This is a genomic window from Pseudarthrobacter sp. NS4 (assembly GCF_024758005.1).
In the GTDB taxonomy this organism is placed as follows: domain Bacteria; phylum Actinomycetota; class Actinomycetes; order Actinomycetales; family Micrococcaceae; genus Arthrobacter.
The window spans coordinates 1,599,664-1,615,352 of record NZ_CP103288.1; the positions used below are offsets into that span (position 1 = coordinate 1,599,664).

Genomic DNA, 15,689 nt, shown 5'->3' on the forward strand with positions numbered 1-15,689 from the left:
TAGGATGGAGCCATCCGTGGTCAATGTGTCACGGTGTGGGTGAGTGGATCGTGTGAGGGGTGAACGCATGAGCGGATCCCGTCCGGACGACGAGCACCAGAATCATGACCACGAGGGCCATGAGCATCAGAACCACGACCGTCCTGGCGAGGACCATCCGGCCCTTTCCGGCCTGCTCGGCCACTGGCAGGGAACAACGCGCCTCGCCGCAGGCCCTTGGGGTCCGGAGCGCACCGTCCACGCGGAGGTAACGTACAGGGCGGTGGCCGGCGGGTTTGCCGTGGTGCAGACTTACCGTCACAGCGAGGCAGATGGGACGCACTTCGAGGGACACGGTGTTTTCACCGTCGATCCGGATCACCAGGATATTTTCTGGTACTACGTGGACAGCAAAGGCCCGGCGGCCGAAGGCCCGTCCCGTTGCACCTGGCACGACGGCGTCCTTCGCGTGGAGCGCCGTGGCAGTGGCGGATGGACACGGCACGCTCTTTACGTGCGCGGCGACGTTCTCACACACGTCACGGAGCTACGCGTTCTGACACATGCCACCGAACGGCGACCGGACAGCAACCCCCGGGTTCACTTAGGCGGTGCTGACAGCGTTCCAGGAGTGGAAAGCGACGGAACTTCTGGGGAGTACCGGCCTTTTATGGAGTCCCGCTACCGCCGTACCAGCGCACCCTAGGGTCCGACAGTGCCAGCTGGAGATCCCCAGCTGGTATTCCGGCCTGGCGGCTTCCTATCGGACTTTTCCACCACAGTATGCCCGGACAGGGCGAGCATGAGGTAGAACTCCGCGAAGGGATCCTGGGGCAATTCGCTTTCCGGCACCCCTGGATCTTCGGGGAATTCCAGCTCAGGCGCCTCCAGCCCGGCCAAGTCCTCGTCAGCAACGTATCCGCCAGGTAAGACTCTCCCAGGCATGCCCAAGCCGGGTGAAGAGTGTTCCTGAAGACGCGCCACTTCCGCACGATGCGAGACGTGCTCCAGCAGCCGTTGGGGAAGGTGCAGGTCCAGGCTTCGGCTGATCCGGTACAAAACCTGAGGGCCAGTGTGGTGGTTCCCGTCCTGGTGTTTGCTGGTGTAGTGCCGGCCGGTGGGGGAGGTCCAGCCGGGTGGTTCGTTTTTGGTGGCGGGGGTGGGTGTCCAGGTGCTGGTGACCCTTCTATAGTTGTCAACCGCTGCAGGGGCTTGGGTTTGCGGCATTGAGGGTCCGGTAGATTCGTCGGGCGAGATAGCGTTTCACGCACCGGCGAATTTCCCTTGGGGTCCGTCCGCTGGCTTGTCGTTTCTCGACGTATTCGACGGTCCGGGCGTCGAATGTCATCCTGCTGCGAGCGACCATGTGCAGGGCTTTGTTCAGGGTTCTGTCGCCGCCGCGGTTGAGACGGTGCCGGACGGTGTTGCCGGAGGAGGCCGGGATCGGGTTGACCCCGGCGAGGGAGGCGAAGGCGGCCTCGGAACGGACCCGGCCGTGGTGGGACCAGGCGGTGAGGCATATGGCGGCGGTGACAGGACCGAATCCGGTTTCCTGGAGCAGTGGTGCGGCTTCGCTGATTCCGACCAGTTCGGTGATCTGGGCGTTGTTGGTTTTGATGTCCGTGTCGAGCTGGCTGATGTGTTTGGCGAGCCGGACTGCTTCGGAGCGGGCCACGGACAGGGCCAGCGGTTCTTCACGGGCACGCCAGCGGGAGACCTCGGCGATCTGGGTTCCGGTCAGTTTTTTGCGGGCGTCAAGACCGAGCTCGTTCACCCGTGCCAGCGCGGTCAGCGCGTTTACGGCCCGGGTGCGGTCGGTGGTCATGGATTCACGTGCGCAGACCAGGATCCGCAGGGCTGCGCGGACCCCTTCGTTGAGCCGGGGCCGGCGCAGCTGCTGCTCTTCCATGGGCAGGACGGCGGCGGCGATCCGGTGCGCGTCCAAGGTATCGGACTTGCCGACCCCGTGATGGGCCCGGGCATCCATTCGCGGCGCTTCGGCGACATGATAGCCAGCTGCGCCGGCAGCACCGGCCAGCAGCGCCCCGTAGGAGGCGGCGCCCTCGATCACCCACAGGGTGGCCAAGTCAGCGCCGGTAAGCCGCGCGACCCAGGCGATGGCCCGGTTGATGCCGGCGCTCGTGGTGGGGAATTCCCGGGTCTGAAGCAGTTCACCGGTTGCGGTGGCGATGATGGCGTAGACATGGTTTTTGGCGTGAGTGTCGATGCCGACGACAAATGGGCGGGAATGAGCAACGATAGACATAGCGGTTCTGGCACTTTCCTCTATTTCGCGGATATGGTCAGGGCCGCGCACGGCCGGTACCAGTCCGGGTAGAGGTCACTTCGGAACAGCACTGTGACGAGCCACGCCCCCAGTCATTTGAGGGGCGGGCAACCTTCTGATCAAGTTACCGAGGTGGGCCGGGCAGGTACCGGCCGCCCCACCCCACGGACGGACAAGTCACCAGCAGAGCACCCACGGGGGCCATGTGTTTGATGAGTCACGACTACAGGGCAGAACGACCAGTACCTACTCTGCCAGCCAGTCCCAGACCAGCCACCACAATCCTCACAGTGTTTGAGTCTGTGGTGTTTGGGGCAGGCCTGGCCGAGGTTGCTGACCCCGGTGGTTTCGCCGTGGTGCCAGGCGAGGAGGTGGTTGGTTTCGTTGTCGAGGGTGTGGTTGGTGCAGCCGGGGAAGGTGCATTTTCCGTCCCGCATCCGCAGCCAGCGCTTCACCGCTTCCGGGAGCCGGTAGTTCTTGCGGCCGATCTCCAGCGGCGCCCCGTCTCTCGGGTCGACCAGGACCCGGTAGAAGGAGTTGGTTCCGTCCGTGACCAGTTTCCGGGCCCAGCGCGGCCAGCTGCGCTTCCAGCTCCATTGCCGATGCACCACCGTTGCCGATTCCCATACTCACAGCATCCCAGCACCCACCGAGATTTGAGTGCGAGGGGCGATGAGCCCAGGTGGTTCAGGTGGAAGCCCGGACTGCTGGTTGCATTACCCGCCGGCGAACGGGGGCAGCACGTCCACCACGTCATCCGGGCCGAGGACAGCCGACTGGTCCCGGACCGCAACCTCGTTGAGCAGGAAGCTGCTCCTGGACAGGATGCGGGGCAGCGGGGGAGTACCGGCAGGAGGTTCGGGGCGTTCCACGGACAGCACGGCCTCCAGGAGCTCCGCCACGGTGGCGCCTTCCGGCAGGTCGAACTTTTCCTCGTCGAGGCCTGCAGCAGCGCGTGCGGCAGCGAAGTAACGTACGTTCATAGTTGTCAGCCCCCGATGGCGCTCATGCTGCGGTCCGGCTGGACGAAGTCCGGAGCGTCAAGTCCCACATGGTCCATGCCGTGAGCTTTTGGTTTGAGCCACATGGCATCCTGCCACCGCCTGGCCAGGTCATCATCGCCGGCACCTGAACGCAGGAGACCCAGGAGGTCGAACTCCTCCCGCGAGAACAGGCAGCTCATAATCTTGCCCTCGGCAGTGATGCGCGTGCGGCGGCAATCCGAACAGAACGGCTCCGTGACGGAGGCGATGATTCCTACCGTGCCCAGCACCGGACCGGTGGCATCCGCCGACCCGGCCACCCGCCGTCGTACTTCAAAACGCTCGGCAGGGGCGCCGTCGCGGGCCCGGGGATCCGGGGTGAGGACGAAGTCGGCGGACAGCAGTTGGCGAATCTCCGCTGCCGTGATCATGTCGCGGCGCGTCCAGCCGTGGTCGGCGTCCAGCGGCATCTGTTCGATGAAGCGCAGCTCGTAGCCACGGCCCAGCGCCCAGGCGAGCAGTGACGGGGCTTCGGCGTCGTTGATGCCGCGCATCAGTACGGCATTAAGCTTGACGGGGCCCAGCCCGGCGGCCCACGCCGCGTCCACCCCGGCCAGGACCTGGTTTAGGAACGGCCGGCGGGTCAGCTTGGTGAAGGTTTCCTCGTGCAGTGAATCCAGCGACACATTGATCCGGGTCAGCCCGGCTGCCTTGAGCGGCGCCGCCTTCTTCGCGAGTCCCACCGCATTGGTGGTCATGGAGATGGGCAGGCCGGGATGGTTGCGCCGCAACTGGGCGATGATGTCCAGCAGGTCGTGGCGGACCAGGGGTTCACCCCCGGTGAGCCGCAGCTCGCGGACTCCGAGGCTCTCCACTCCGATCCTGACAATCCGGACAATCTCGTCGGCTGACATGACCGCCTGCTTCGCCAGCCATTCGAGGCCTTCAGCCGGCATGCAGTATGTGCAGCGCAGGTTGCATTTATCGGTGAGGGACAGGCGCATGTCCGTGGCGCGGCGCCCGTAGCGGTCCACAAGTCCGGCACCAGCGCCGGCCGGACGGGCAGCAGGCGCGGACAGGGCAGAATTCTGCGCTGCTTCTTCCCGGGGCTGTGGCATGCCTAGCTGGACACTCATGAATTCAGGCTACGCCACGGTGGGCTGTAGATCACACCCATGACCACGGAGTGGGCTGCAGGCAGAATCCGGGAAACACCGGCGCTACCTGCCACCCCCGAACCTAAGCTGGAGGTGTGAACAGCTACCAGCCCCAGCAGGCAATGCACGACGACGGCACGGGCGCTGGGGAGCACGCCGGCGGCCACGTGCAGCAACAGTTAACACAAGGTTCGCGGCGCCGCCTTGCGGCGGCCGCCGGTGCTGTTGCCGTAGGTGCCGCTGTGGTGGTGGGAGAACTCCTGGCGGGAGTGTTGAGTCCCTCGCTCTCACCGCTGACCGCCGTCGGCGGCGCCGTCATCGACACCGTTCCTCCGGGCGTCAAGGATTGGGCTGTGGTGCTGTTCGGGACGGCGGACAAGGCTGCCCTCCTGGTGGGCATGGGGCTGGTCATCGCCGCCCTGGCGGCCCTGGCCGGGAGTGCAGAAGACCGCCGCAAATTTGCCGGCGCAGCGCTTATCGGGGTGTTCGGGGTGGTGGGAGTGGTGGCCGTCCTGACGCGTGCACAGCTCACGCCGGCCGCCCTTGCCCTGCCTGTGGTCACCGCGATCGTTGCGGTGGTCTTGCTGGTATACCTGATCCGCAGGCTGCAGGAATGGGCTGACCCAACCTCCAACAACTCCAGCCCGCCCGCCTCCGGACGCCGCCGCTTCCTGCAGAACCTGGCCGCAGGTGCAGCAGCCACGGTGACCGGCGGAATCTTTGCCGGCATCTGGCGCGGAGCCACTGCGGGAGTCAGCGAAGCCAGGGAGCGCTTGACGCTTCCTGAACCTGCGGTGCAGGCACCGGCCATACCGGCAGGTGCTGAAGCGGGTGTCGAGGGGATGCCGCCCCTGGTCACCCCCAACCGTGACTTCTACCGCATCGACACAGCCTTGTCCGTGCCGACGGTCAACCCTGACACTTGGGTCCTCAAAGTGACAGGCATGGTGGACCGTGAGATCGAACTGGACTTCGCCGGGCTCCTGGCCAAACCACTGACCGAACGCCACGTGACCATCGCCTGCGTGTCCAATAACGTGGGCGGCGACCTCATCGGCAACGCCCGCTGGCTGGGCTGGCCAGTCCGCGATCTGCTGGCCCTGGCCGGCCCACGGGCGGGCGCTGACATGGTGCTCTCGCGCAGCGCTGACGGATGGACTGCCGGGACTCCATTGGACGTACTCACCGACAGTAGGGATGCGCTGCTGGCCGTGGGCATGAACGGAGAACCGCTGCCGCTCGAACACGGTTTCCCTGTCCGTCTGGTGGTGCCGGGGCTGTACGGGTACGTCTCCGCAACAAAGTGGGTCACGGAACTCAAGGTGACCAGGTTCGCCGATGACGTCGCCTACTGGACACCCCGGGGCTGGTCCGGGCGCGGACCCATCAAGACGTCGTCCAGGATTGACGTGCCACGGAGCGGGAGGTCCGTGCGGACGGGCACTGTCATGTTCGGTGGCGTCGCCTGGGCGCAACATACGGGCATCGGAAAAGTGGAACTCCGCATCAACCGCGGACAGTGGCGGGAGTCCGAACTGTCTCCGGGTATCTCAGTGGACACCTGGTACCAGTGGAAGCTTGGCATGGACCTGGCCCCCGGCCAATATGAGGTCCAGGTTCGGGCCACCGACCTCCGTGGCGCAGTCCAGGACGAAGAAACAAGGCCGGTCGTGCCGGACGGGGCCACAGGGTTCCACACAGTTAGAGTGGACGTGAATTCCTGACGGCCGCAACCAAAGGCGTATCCATGACCAGCCCGCATACCCGCAACCATCTTGGGCAGAAAACAGCGCACCGGGCCCGGCCCATCGCCGACCACCTGGCGGCCGTCATCGAGCTCTTGCGCCCCCTTGGAACTCCGTCACGGACCGAAGTCTTGCCGCTTTCCAGGGCACTCGGCAGGGGGCTGGTGCACGATGTCGTGGCGCCGGTGAGCCTCCCGCCCTTCGCCAACTCCCAGATGGACGGCTACGCCATCCGCTGCAGTGACGTGCCCGACGGCGGCGCGGAGTTGCGTGTCGCCGCCCCCGTTCCGGCAGGGGCCAGCGCCGCTGCCTTGGGCCCCGGCATGGCGGTCCCCATCATGACAGGCGCGATGATCCCGGCAGGTGCCGACGCCGTCGTACCTATTGAGCGGGCCGTTCCGGACCGCTTCCTTCCCCCGGGGGAAGGAAGCTTCGTGAAGCTGCCGGCTGCCGTCCCGGGAACGTTTGTCCGTGTTGCCGGGAGCGACATCGCCGAGGGGGAGCGGGCGCTGGCCGCCGGAACGTTCCTGGGTCCTGCCCAGCTGGGGCTGCTCGCCGCATTGGGCATCCCTGAGGTCACGGTGTACCGAAGCGTCAAGGTGCTGCTGGTGGCCACAGGGGACGAGGTGGTGGAACCGGGCCAGGCGCTCTCCGCCGGCAAGATCTATGACGCCAACGGCACGCTCCTGGAAACGGCCATGACGCAGGCCGGACTGCAGGTCCTGCGCGCCGGAATTTCCACGGACAACCCTGAAGCGCTGCAGAACCTGCTGCAGGCTGAAGGTGTGGCAGCTGACCTGATTGTTACCACCGGCGGCGTAAGCAAAGGCGCCTACGAAGTGGTGCGGCAGGCAATGGCCGGCCAGCCTGTCGAGTTCCTGCACGTGGCAATGCAGCCCGGCGGTCCGCAGGGCATCGGCACCTTCGACGGGATCCCGTTCCTGGGTTTCCCTGGAAACCCGGTCAGCTGCCTGGTCTCGTTCGAAATGTTCCTCCGCCCCGCACTGGCGGTGCTACTGGGTGCGCCGGCACCACGCCTCCCCGTCCGCGCCCGGCTCCGCCACGGGCTCACGTCGCCGGAACACAAGCACCAGGTCCGGCGCGGCAGCCTGCAGCCGGACGGCACCGTGCAGCTGGAAGGCGGCGAAAGTTCGCACCTGATGCACGCCCTGGCCGGATCAAACACGCTGGTGCACGTACCGGAAGGGGTCTCCGTGCTCTCAGCCGGGGATGAGGTGGAAGTATGGATGCTGTGAATGCAGAACAGAACCCCGCCGCACTGACGCATCTGCGCCAGGACGGCAGCGCCCAGATGGTGGATGTCTCCAGCAAGGCAGAAACCACCCGCGAGGCCACAGCCGCCGCCACCGTCCGCACCACTCCGGAGGTGATGGGGCTCCTCGGTTCCGGCGGGCTTCCTAAAGGAGACGCCCTGGCCGTGGCCCGCGTGGCCGGGATCATGGCGGCCAAGAAGACCCCTGAACTGATCCCGCTGTGCCATCCGCTGCCGCTGTCGAAAGTCACGGTGGACTTCGAACTGGCGCCGGACTCCGTCGCCATCCTGGCCACCGTGAAAACGCGTGGGGTCACCGGCGTGGAGATGGAAGCGCTCACCGCGGCATCCGTAGCCGCACTGAGCGTTTACGACATGATCAAGGCCGTGGACAAACACGCGGTCCTTACCGATATCAAGGTGCTGGCCAAGAGCGGCGGCAAGAGCGGAGACTGGGCACTGTGACCACCCCAAGCACCCCCACCACTTACAGTGCCCCCGAGCCGCACCGGCACGGCGACGTGCAGGGCCGCAAGGCAGGCGTTGTCATCGCCTCCACCCGGGCAGCCGCAGGAATTTACGACGACGAGACCGGCCCCGTGATCACCGACTGGCTGATCGAGCATGGCTTCGACGTGTTCCCCGCCATGGTGGTTCCCGACGGTGAGCCCGTGGGCGCCGCCATTCGCGCCCTCCTGACCCAGCATCCCGCCGTCGTGATCACCAGTGGGGGCACGGGCCTGAGCCCGGATGACCGCACCCCCGATGTCACACTTCCGCTGTTGGACCGGGAAATTCCCGGGATCATGGAGGCCATCAGGCGCGCCGGCGCGGCCAAAACACCCCTGGCCGCGCTAAGCCGCGGGTACGCCGGGGCTGCGGGAAATACCTTTATTGTTAATTTGCCCGGATCACCGAAGGGGGTCATGGACGGACTGGCCGTCCTGGACCCGGTCATCGGGCACCTTTGCGACCAGTTGGAAGGCGGACATGGGCACTGAATCAGCATTCGAGGTGGTCTCCGCAGTACTCAGCGCGGAACCCATCTCCGTGGACCAGGCCATCGCCGCCGTGGAAAGCGACACCGCCGGTGCCGTGGTCAGCTTCAGCGGCGTGGTGCGCAACCACGACGCCGGGAAACCAGTGGACCAGCTCAGCTACAGTGCGCATCCCACGGCCCATCAGGTGATGGCCGACGTCGTGGCGCGCCTCGTGGCGGAACAGCAGGCAATGGGGCCCGAGGACTCCGAAACTCCGCCGGTCCGCATCTGGGCCGCCCACCGGATCGGCATGCTGGAAATCGGTGACCCCGCACTGGTCTGTGCCGTTTCCGCCGCCCACCGCGGCCAGGCCTTTGCCGTGTGTTCGGAGCTGGTGGACCGGATCAAGGAGCAGGTGCCCATCTGGAAGGAGCAGTTCTTCTCCGACGGAACCGTTGAGTGGGTGGGTGCCGGCGGCTGACGCCCGGACATCCTGCGAGGTAACGCACATCCTCCGGTTCCTTGGCGTGCGGGGCCCGACGGTAGGGTTAAGCCATGACCGAACAACACTCCGATCCCAAGCTGGTGGCCGTGCTCGGCGCCAACGGACGTATGGGCGCCGAAGCCGTAAAAGCCGTTGAAGCCGCACCTGACATGAAGCTCGTCGCAGCCTTGGGGAGGGGCGATGACCTAGGGCAGGTGACAGCCGCCGGGGCCCGGTTCCTGGTGGACCTGACCGTTCCGGAAAGCACCGAAGCGAACGTTCGTTTCGCCGTCGAGAACGGTATCCACGCTGTTGTGGGCACCACGGGATGGGACGCCGGCCGCCTGGCCGCCCTGCAAGCGCTGCTCGCCGAACACCCGGAAACCGGCGTCCTGATCGCGCCAAACTTTGCCTTGGGTTCAGTGCTGGCGTCGGCTTTCGCCGCAAAGGCCTCCAAGTACTTCGAGTCCGTGGAGATTATCGAGCTGCACCATCCGGACAAGGTTGACGCGCCCTCGGGTACAGCCGTCCGTACTGCCCAGTTGATCGCTGCCGAGCGCAGCGGCGCCCAGGTGGCGCCGGGTCCGGACGCCACCATCAGCGAACTTCCCGGCGCAAGGGGCTGTGAGGTTGACGGCGTGCGGGTCCACAGCGTGCGGCTTCGCGGGCTGGTGGCACACCAGGAAGTACTGCTTGGCGGTCCCGGCGAGCAGCTGACGCTCCGGCACGATTCCTTTGACCGTGCCTCCTTTATGCCCGGGGTCCTCCTGGGCGTGCGCAACGTAGCCAGCCACCCGGGCCTCACGGTGGGCCTGGACGGCTATCTGGACCTGGGGCTCTAGGCAGTGGGCGGGTTACTGGCAGCTTTCCGGAAGAACCGCACCAAGATCTGGGTGGGGGCGGTGACGCTGCTGCTGGTCTTCTACCTGGTGGTGTCCTTCCAGCGCTCCATCCTGCTCCTGACGGACAGCAACCTGGCGGCGCAGGCTATTGGAGCGGCATACCTGGTGCTGCCCGTTATCGGCGCCTGGGCGCTCATCCGCGAGCTGATGTTCGGAGCGCGCACCGAGCAGATGGCAAAGGTCCTGGAGGCTGAAGGCGGCCTGCCCGTGGACGAACTGCCGCGTACGCCTGCCGGCCGGATCGTCCGTGCGGCTGCCGACGCAGAGTTTGAAAAGTACCGGGCCGAGGCCGAAGCCGCTCCTGAGGACTGGCGCTCCTGGTTCCGGCTGAGCTGCGCCTATGACGCCGCCGGCGACCGGAAAAGGGCGAGGGCGTCCATGCGTGACGCCGTCCGGCTCTTCCAGGGCAAGGTTCCTGCGTAACTGGGCAGGCATAAAAGTACGGGCAACGGCCTCCAGCGGGCAGAGCCCAAGGGGCCCGGCGTCATCGGATGGCGTTGACCTGGCCCCGGCCCACCTGGCTGGCTGCGTGGCCCAGCCATTCCAGCGGGCCGCGCCACCTGAGCAGGACGAACACCATGCCGACGATGATCGCGGCGGCCGCGTGGGCGAAGTACATTCCGTCCTCCGTCCACCCGGCAGGCAGTGGTTTCAGGTAGAAGCCTGACACCACCCAGACGTGAACCGTGTACAGGGTCAGCGTCATCGCGCCGGCCCCGCGCAGGGGCAGCAACAGGTCCAGGTCAACCCACTCGGCCAGCCGGCCCAGGAGCAGGCAGGCACCGATCACCGCCGCTGCAACACCCGAGGTGTGCAGGAGGTCCAGGGAGGTTGCCGAGTGTGGTGCCGCGGACGCCAGCCACCACCACGAGCCTTCCTGCGGGATTCCCGTCAGGTTGACCTGCAGGACGCTGTCCAGCGGGTACCCCGGAGAATCCAAAATCCCTTCCAGGGCAGCCCTGCCGCCCCAGTTCTCCATCGCCGTTACACCCAGGGCTTTTGCTGCTGCTGCCACTACTGATCCCGCCGCCAGCAGCACCACCGGCACCAGTGCCTTGTTGAGCATCAGGCGGCCGACGACAAGCCCCACCAGCAGGTAAGACAGCCACTGGAACACAGGGTAGTAGCCGGTGAAGAACAGGTCGGCGAGCAACCGGGCAGGGGTTCCCAGGTCCTCCCACTTCGGATTGTGACCCAGCTTGAGGGGAGGTTCGGCGGCCAGCAGCCACGGACGCAGCAGGTAGGCAAGGACCGGCGAAGCCAGGATCCAGCCGCCGGCCCAGGCACAAAGCCGTTTCAGCCCCATGCCCAGGAACGGCAGGACGCACAGGAACAGCACCGCGTAGTGGACCAGGATGATGGCCAGGTTCACTTCCAGGCCGCCCAGGGTGAGTCCGGCGGCGGCGATCACCAGGGCGCGCATTGCCACGCCGCGCTGCGCTGCCGACAGTCCGGTGCCGTCAAGGGGCTTGTGTTTCCCCGTGGACAGTGCCAGTCCGACGCCGGCCAGGACCGCGAACAGGGCTGCCGCCCGTCCCGAGAACGTGAGGCCGATCCACGTAGGGGTGAGGTCCGCATTCGACTCGAAGGTGGGCAGCAGATGGGTGGCCATCATGCCCAACAAGGCAAGCCCGCGGGCAGCGTCGATACCGTTGAGCCGGGCCGGAGCCGCCGTGCCTGCCGTCTTCCGGGATGCTCTGGCGGGGGTGCGGGACGTCATGACCAGATCGTCTCACACCTGCCTTTGAACCTTCTGTCAAGAGCCGGTCCACCTGTTCAAGGCTTGGTGCCTTCCGGAAAAGAATCCTTGTATTCGAATATATGTTCGAATAGGATGGGCGCCATGCACACCCCATCACACGGAATCCCTGGAGACGGACAACACCGCTCCGAATCCGGCAGCACCGGCCTCCTGAAGGCCATGAGCCCGGGAGTCGTGGACTTCCTCTTCCGCCAGATGGTCGCAGGCCGGCCGGCAGAAGACGTCCACTGGGAGCAGGAAGGCATCAGCCTGTCTTCCCAGCCCGAAGGGGCCGAGCTGGCCCGGCGCCTGGCCGAAACGGACCTCGACGCACTGACGCCCGTGGAATTGTTCCACTACGTCAGGGCAGCGCAGCGGCTGGCATCCTGGGCGGAGGGCCTGAGGCAGGCGGCGGTCGGGCGGTATTGCCACACGCCGGGGGAGGTGCCGCGGCAGGACGGGAGCCCTGCCTCCTGACGGTCTGCTGCCCACGGCACTGGATGTTCGGATGCGGCCGGCCCGCCCGGGGCCTTGCCGTCCTGCCTAGGATAAAGACGTGAGCGAGACACTTCCCGTTGCGGTCGTCCAATACGAACCCGTGCACGGGGCCCTTGCCGGGGGGATCGCAAAGAACGCGGCAGAACACGTGCGCCTCATCGAGGATGCCGACTCGCACGGTTCCCGGCTTGTCCTCTTCCCGGAACTGTCCCTCACCGGCTACCGCCTGGACCTTTTGTCAGATGCGGACTGCTGGCTGGTGCCTGGTGACGCCCGGCTGGATCCAGTCCGTGAAATCTGCCGGCGCACCGGAATCACAGCGGTAGTCGGCGCTCCTTTTCGCGAGGCCTCCGGTGCGGCGCGGCTGGCCTCGTTGGTGCTGCACCCCGACGGCAGCACCGAAACAGCGTTCAAAACGCACCTGCATGGCCAGGGGCAGGAGCTGTTTGAGCCGGGGGACGGACCCAGCCTTATTGAGGTGGACGGCTGGCGGATTGCGCTGGCGTTGTGCTTTGATGCCGCAACGCCGGGCCACGCTGCCGCAGCTGCCGATGCCGGGGCGGATGCCTACTGCGTGTCCGCGCTCTACACCCGTAACGAGGAGCACCGGCTTGCCCTGCATCTCGGCGCCCGCGCCATGGACTACCGGATGTTCACCCTCCTGGCCAACCTGGGTGGCAGCACCTCGCTGGGGGAGTCCTGCGGGCTGAGCGGTATCTGGAGTCCCGACGGACTCCGCCTGAAGGGCGCATCGGGTATCCGAACCGAAGTGGTGACCTGCCTCCTGCAGCGCAGCGTCGTCAGGAGATTCCGCAGCAAGTAGGCAATTCCGCACTGGGCAAGGCCTTATTTGACGTTCATCACGCCCGTGGCATTGTCCTAACCAGCCGGGGACAGGGTAACGTTTTTTCCATGGCTGATTCTTCCGCGCACATCCCTGCCCTCGGTACCCTCCTGACCGCCATGGTCACGCCGTTCACCAAGGACGGCGCAGTGGATTACGACCAGGCAGCAGAACTGGCCACCAAGCTGGTCGACGACGGCTGCGACGGCCTCGTTGTCACTGGAACTACCGGCGAAACCTCCACCCTCACGGACGAAGAGAACCTGGGGATGTTCCGCGCCGTCAAGGAGGCCGTTGGTGGACGGGCTGCCATCATCGCCGGCACCGGAACCAATGACACCGCGCACTCGGTACACCTTTCCCAGCAGGCTGCAGCCCTCGGCGTCGATGGCCTCCTGCTGGTCACGCCCTACTACAACAAGCCCAGCCAGGCAGGCGTCCGCGCCCACTTCGAGGCTGTCGCCTCCGCCGTCGACGTGCCCGTCATGCTCTACGACATCCCCGGCCGCTCCTCCATCCCGATCGAACCCGACACAATGATCCGCCTGGCGCAGCACCCCAACATCGTGGCCGTCAAGGACGCCAAGGCCGACTTCGTCGCCGCAACCCGGGTTATGGCAGAAACGGACCTTCTCTTCTACTCCGGCGATGACGGGCTGACCCTGCCGTGGATGGCGCTGGGCGCCGTCGGACTGGTGGGTGTTACAACGCACGTGGCTACGCGGCGCTTCCGCGAACTCATCGATGCGGTCAACGCCAACGACCTCGGAACCGCCCGGAAGATCAACTTTGAACTCCAGCCGGTAGTCCGCGCCACCATGACCCGCGTCCAGGGGGCCGTGGCGGCCAAGCAGATTCTTAAATGGCAGGGAGTCCTGCCCAACTCGATTGTCCGTTTGCCCCTCGTGGAGCCGGACGAAGCCGAGATCGAAATCATCCGCGGGGATTTGGCGGAAGCGGGGCTGGTCTACTCCTGAGGGCGAAGACCGGCACCCTTCCGCCTGGAAAGTAGTGCAATATGACCCAAATCGCCCTAACCGGCCTTGTCACCCCTCCCCGCCTGCCCCAGGGCGCGCTGCGGATTGTTCCGCTCGGCGGACTGGGGGAAATCGGCCGGAACATGGCTGTGTTCGAAATCGACGGCAAGCTGCTGATCGTGGACTGCGGCGTCCTCTTCCCGGAGGAAACCCAGCCCGGCGTTGACCTGATCCTGCCTGACTTCTCGTACATCGAGGACCGGCTGGACGATGTTGTGGCCGTTGTCCTCACGCACGGCCACGAGGACCACATCGGCGCTGTCCCGTACCTGTTGCGGCTCCGCAACGACATTCCCCTGGTGGGCTCGCAGCTGACCCTCGCCCTGATCGAGGCGAAGCTGCAGGAGCACCGCATCCGGCCCTACACCCTCACGGTGGAGGAAGGGCAGGTGGAAAAGTTCGGGCCGTTCGAGTGCGAGTTCGTTGCCGTAAACCACTCCATTCCGGACGCCCTTGCCGTGTTCATCCGCACCGCGGCCGGCACTGTCCTGCACACCGGTGACTTCAAGATGGACCAGCTGCCGCTTGACGGCCGCATCACCGACCTGCGGCACTTCGCCAAGCTCGGCGAAGAGGGTGTGGACCTCTTTATGTCCGACTCGACCAACGCCGACGTCCCCGGCTTCACCACCGCGGAAAAGGAAATCGGTCCCACGCTGGAACGGCTTTTCGGCCAGGCCACCAAGCGCATCATCGTGGCGTCCTTCTCCTCCCACGTCCACCGGGTCCAGCAGGTCCTGGACGCAGCCGCCAAGCACAACCGCAAGGTGGCGTTCGTGGGCCGTTCCATGGTCCGCAACATGGCCATCGCCGAAAAGCTCGGCTATCTGGATGTTCCGCCCGGGCTCATCGTGGACATCAAGAACATCGACAACCTGCCGGACAACCGCGTGGTCCTGATGTCCACCGGCTCCCAGGGCGAGCCGATGGCTGCGCTGTCCAGGATGGCGAATGGCGACCACCGGGTGGTGGTGGGCGACGGCGACACGGTCATCCTGGCCTCCAGCCTGATCCCCGGAAACGAAAACGCCGTGTTCCGGATCATCAACGGACTCCTGAAGCTGGGCGCCGATGTGATCCACAAGGGCAACGCCAAGGTGCACGTCTCCGGGCACGCCGCCGCCGGCGAACTGCTCTACTGCTACAACATCCTTGAGCCGCTCAACGCCATGCCAGTGCACGGTGAGACCCGCCACCTGATCGCCAACGGCAAGATTGCCATCGAGTCGGGCGTTCCGGAGGCAAGCGTCATTCTCGCGGACAACGGCACTGTCATCGACCTGAAGGACCACCGGGCAGACGTGGTGGGACAGGTCGAGGTTGGCTTCGTGTATGTGGACGGCTCAAGCGTGGGCGAAATCACCGACGCCGACCTCAAGGACCGCCGCATTCTCGGCGACGAAGGCTTCATCTCCATCATCACCGTTGTCAACCGGACCACCGGCAAGGTGGTGTCCGGGCCCGAAATCCATGCCCGCGGCGTCGCCGAGGATGACTCGGTCTTCGACGACATCATCCCGAAGATCAACGCCGCGCTGGAGGAAGCCGTCCTCAACCATGCCGACCACACCAGCCACCAGCTCCAGCAGGTGGTTCGCCGCGTGGTGGGCACATGGGTGAACCGCAAGCTCCGCCGCAAGCCCATGATCATCCCCGTGGTGCTCGAGGCCTGACAGCAAGGCGTCGACCGCCAAGTCGCAGCCGCACTCCGTGATGCGGCACCGCGAAAGGCCCGGTTCTCCGGAACCGGGCCTTTCGCGTCCCACCAGGCAGGACCAG

At 65.9% G+C, this 15,689-nt stretch carries 17 protein-coding genes and 1 pseudogene; 12 read left to right on the plus strand and 6 right to left on the minus strand.

Annotation, left to right across the window (positions count from 1 at the left end; all coding sequences use genetic code 11):
• Window positions 1-67 precede the first annotated feature (67 nt).
• Window positions 68-685 (plus strand): DUF1579 domain-containing protein, encoded by a 618-nt coding sequence (locus tag NXY83_RS07475; RefSeq protein WP_258805451.1) that lies wholly within the window; start codon window positions 68-70, stop codon window positions 683-685.
• On the opposite strand, the gene NXY83_RS07480 is transcribed toward NXY83_RS07475, so the two are convergent.
• The 5 genes and pseudogenes from NXY83_RS07480 to moaA form a co-directional block, all read right to left on the minus strand.
• Window positions 682-1,206, minus strand: a complete 525-nt coding sequence (locus NXY83_RS07480) for a hypothetical protein (protein WP_258805452.1) — start codon at window positions 1,204-1,206, stop codon at window positions 682-684. The two genes, NXY83_RS07475 and NXY83_RS07480, sit on opposite strands and share 4 nt — an antisense overlap.
• Window positions 1,175-2,245 carry an IS110 family transposase gene (locus NXY83_RS07485; RefSeq protein ID WP_258805453.1) on the minus strand — a complete coding sequence of 357 codons (1,071 nt, stop codon included), beginning with the start codon at window positions 2,243-2,245 and terminating at the stop codon, window positions 1,175-1,177. Before NXY83_RS07485 ends, NXY83_RS07480 begins: the two co-directional genes overlap by 32 nt.
• 140 nt (window positions 2,246-2,385) lie before the next feature.
• Window positions 2,386-2,832, minus strand: a pseudogene (locus NXY83_RS21025) (HNH endonuclease signature motif containing protein); the annotation flags it as partial.
• Between the two features lie 150 nt (window positions 2,833-2,982).
• The gene (locus tag NXY83_RS07495; protein WP_258805454.1) at window positions 2,983-3,249 is read right to left on the minus strand and encodes a MoaD/ThiS family protein; all 267 of its coding nucleotides are present in this window, start codon (window positions 3,247-3,249) and stop codon (window positions 2,983-2,985) included.
• Between the two features lie 5 nt (window positions 3,250-3,254).
• Window positions 3,255-4,385 carry a GTP 3',8-cyclase MoaA gene (moaA, locus tag NXY83_RS07500; RefSeq protein ID WP_258805456.1) on the minus strand — a complete coding sequence of 377 codons (1,131 nt, stop codon included), beginning with the start codon at window positions 4,383-4,385 and terminating at the stop codon, window positions 3,255-3,257.
• A 143-nt stretch (window positions 4,386-4,528) separates the two neighbouring features.
• Here moaA and NXY83_RS07505 point away from each other — a divergent pair, with 143 nt between their 5' ends.
• The 7 genes from NXY83_RS07505 to NXY83_RS07535 all read left to right on the plus strand — a co-directional run bounded on the left by NXY83_RS07505 (window position 4,529) and on the right by NXY83_RS07535 (window position 10,213).
• Entirely contained in the window at window positions 4,529-6,130 is a 1,602-nt protein-coding gene (locus NXY83_RS07505) for a molybdopterin-dependent oxidoreductase (protein ID WP_397427597.1), read from the plus strand.
• A gap of 23 nt (window positions 6,131-6,153) precedes the next feature.
• Window positions 6,154-7,407, plus strand: a complete 1,254-nt coding sequence (glp, locus tag NXY83_RS07510; RefSeq protein WP_258805458.1) for a gephyrin-like molybdotransferase Glp — start codon at window positions 6,154-6,156, stop codon at window positions 7,405-7,407.
• The gene (gene moaC, locus NXY83_RS07515) at window positions 7,395-7,889 is read left to right on the plus strand and encodes a cyclic pyranopterin monophosphate synthase MoaC (protein WP_258805459.1); all 495 of its coding nucleotides are present in this window, start codon (window positions 7,395-7,397) and stop codon (window positions 7,887-7,889) included. The genes glp and moaC overlap by 13 nt, the downstream gene beginning before the upstream one ends.
• Window positions 7,886-8,425 (plus strand): MogA/MoaB family molybdenum cofactor biosynthesis protein, encoded by a 540-nt coding sequence (locus NXY83_RS07520; RefSeq protein WP_258805460.1) that lies wholly within the window; start codon window positions 7,886-7,888, stop codon window positions 8,423-8,425. The genes moaC and NXY83_RS07520 overlap by 4 nt, the downstream gene beginning before the upstream one ends.
• Window positions 8,415-8,885, plus strand: coding sequence for a molybdenum cofactor biosynthesis protein MoaE (locus tag NXY83_RS07525; RefSeq protein ID WP_258805461.1), 471 nt, complete (start codon window positions 8,415-8,417; stop codon window positions 8,883-8,885). The genes NXY83_RS07520 and NXY83_RS07525 overlap by 11 nt, the downstream gene beginning before the upstream one ends.
• A gap of 74 nt (window positions 8,886-8,959) precedes the next feature.
• A complete protein-coding gene (gene dapB, locus NXY83_RS07530) occupies window positions 8,960-9,730 on the plus strand; it encodes a 4-hydroxy-tetrahydrodipicolinate reductase (protein ID WP_258805462.1) in 771 nt (256 codons plus the stop codon).
• A 3-nt stretch (window positions 9,731-9,733) separates the two neighbouring features.
• Window positions 9,734-10,213, plus strand: coding sequence for a hypothetical protein (locus tag NXY83_RS07535; RefSeq protein WP_258805463.1), 480 nt, complete (start codon window positions 9,734-9,736; stop codon window positions 10,211-10,213).
• A 61-nt stretch (window positions 10,214-10,274) separates the two neighbouring features.
• On the opposite strand, the gene NXY83_RS07540 is transcribed toward NXY83_RS07535, so the two are convergent.
• Window positions 10,275-11,510 (minus strand): heparan-alpha-glucosaminide N-acetyltransferase domain-containing protein, encoded by a 1,236-nt coding sequence (locus NXY83_RS07540; protein ID WP_258805464.1) that lies wholly within the window; start codon window positions 11,508-11,510, stop codon window positions 10,275-10,277.
• 123 nt (window positions 11,511-11,633) lie between these two features.
• On the opposite strand from NXY83_RS07540, the gene NXY83_RS07545 reads away from it, so the two are divergent.
• From NXY83_RS07545 to NXY83_RS07560, 4 genes are all read left to right on the plus strand, one after another.
• Entirely contained in the window at window positions 11,634-12,008 is a 375-nt protein-coding gene (locus tag NXY83_RS07545) for a hypothetical protein (RefSeq protein ID WP_258805465.1), read from the plus strand.
• Window positions 12,009-12,087: 79 nt separating this feature from the next.
• Window positions 12,088-12,852: a carbon-nitrogen hydrolase family protein gene (locus tag NXY83_RS07550; protein ID WP_258805466.1), complete on the plus strand. Its 765-nt coding sequence runs from the start codon at window positions 12,088-12,090 to the stop codon at window positions 12,850-12,852.
• Between the two features lie 89 nt (window positions 12,853-12,941).
• A complete protein-coding gene (dapA, locus tag NXY83_RS07555) occupies window positions 12,942-13,850 on the plus strand; it encodes a 4-hydroxy-tetrahydrodipicolinate synthase (RefSeq protein ID WP_258805467.1) in 909 nt (302 codons plus the stop codon).
• 41 nt (window positions 13,851-13,891) lie between these two features.
• Window positions 13,892-15,583 (plus strand): ribonuclease J, encoded by a 1,692-nt coding sequence (locus tag NXY83_RS07560; protein WP_258805468.1) that lies wholly within the window; start codon window positions 13,892-13,894, stop codon window positions 15,581-15,583.
• Window positions 15,584-15,689: the final 106 nt, after the last annotated feature.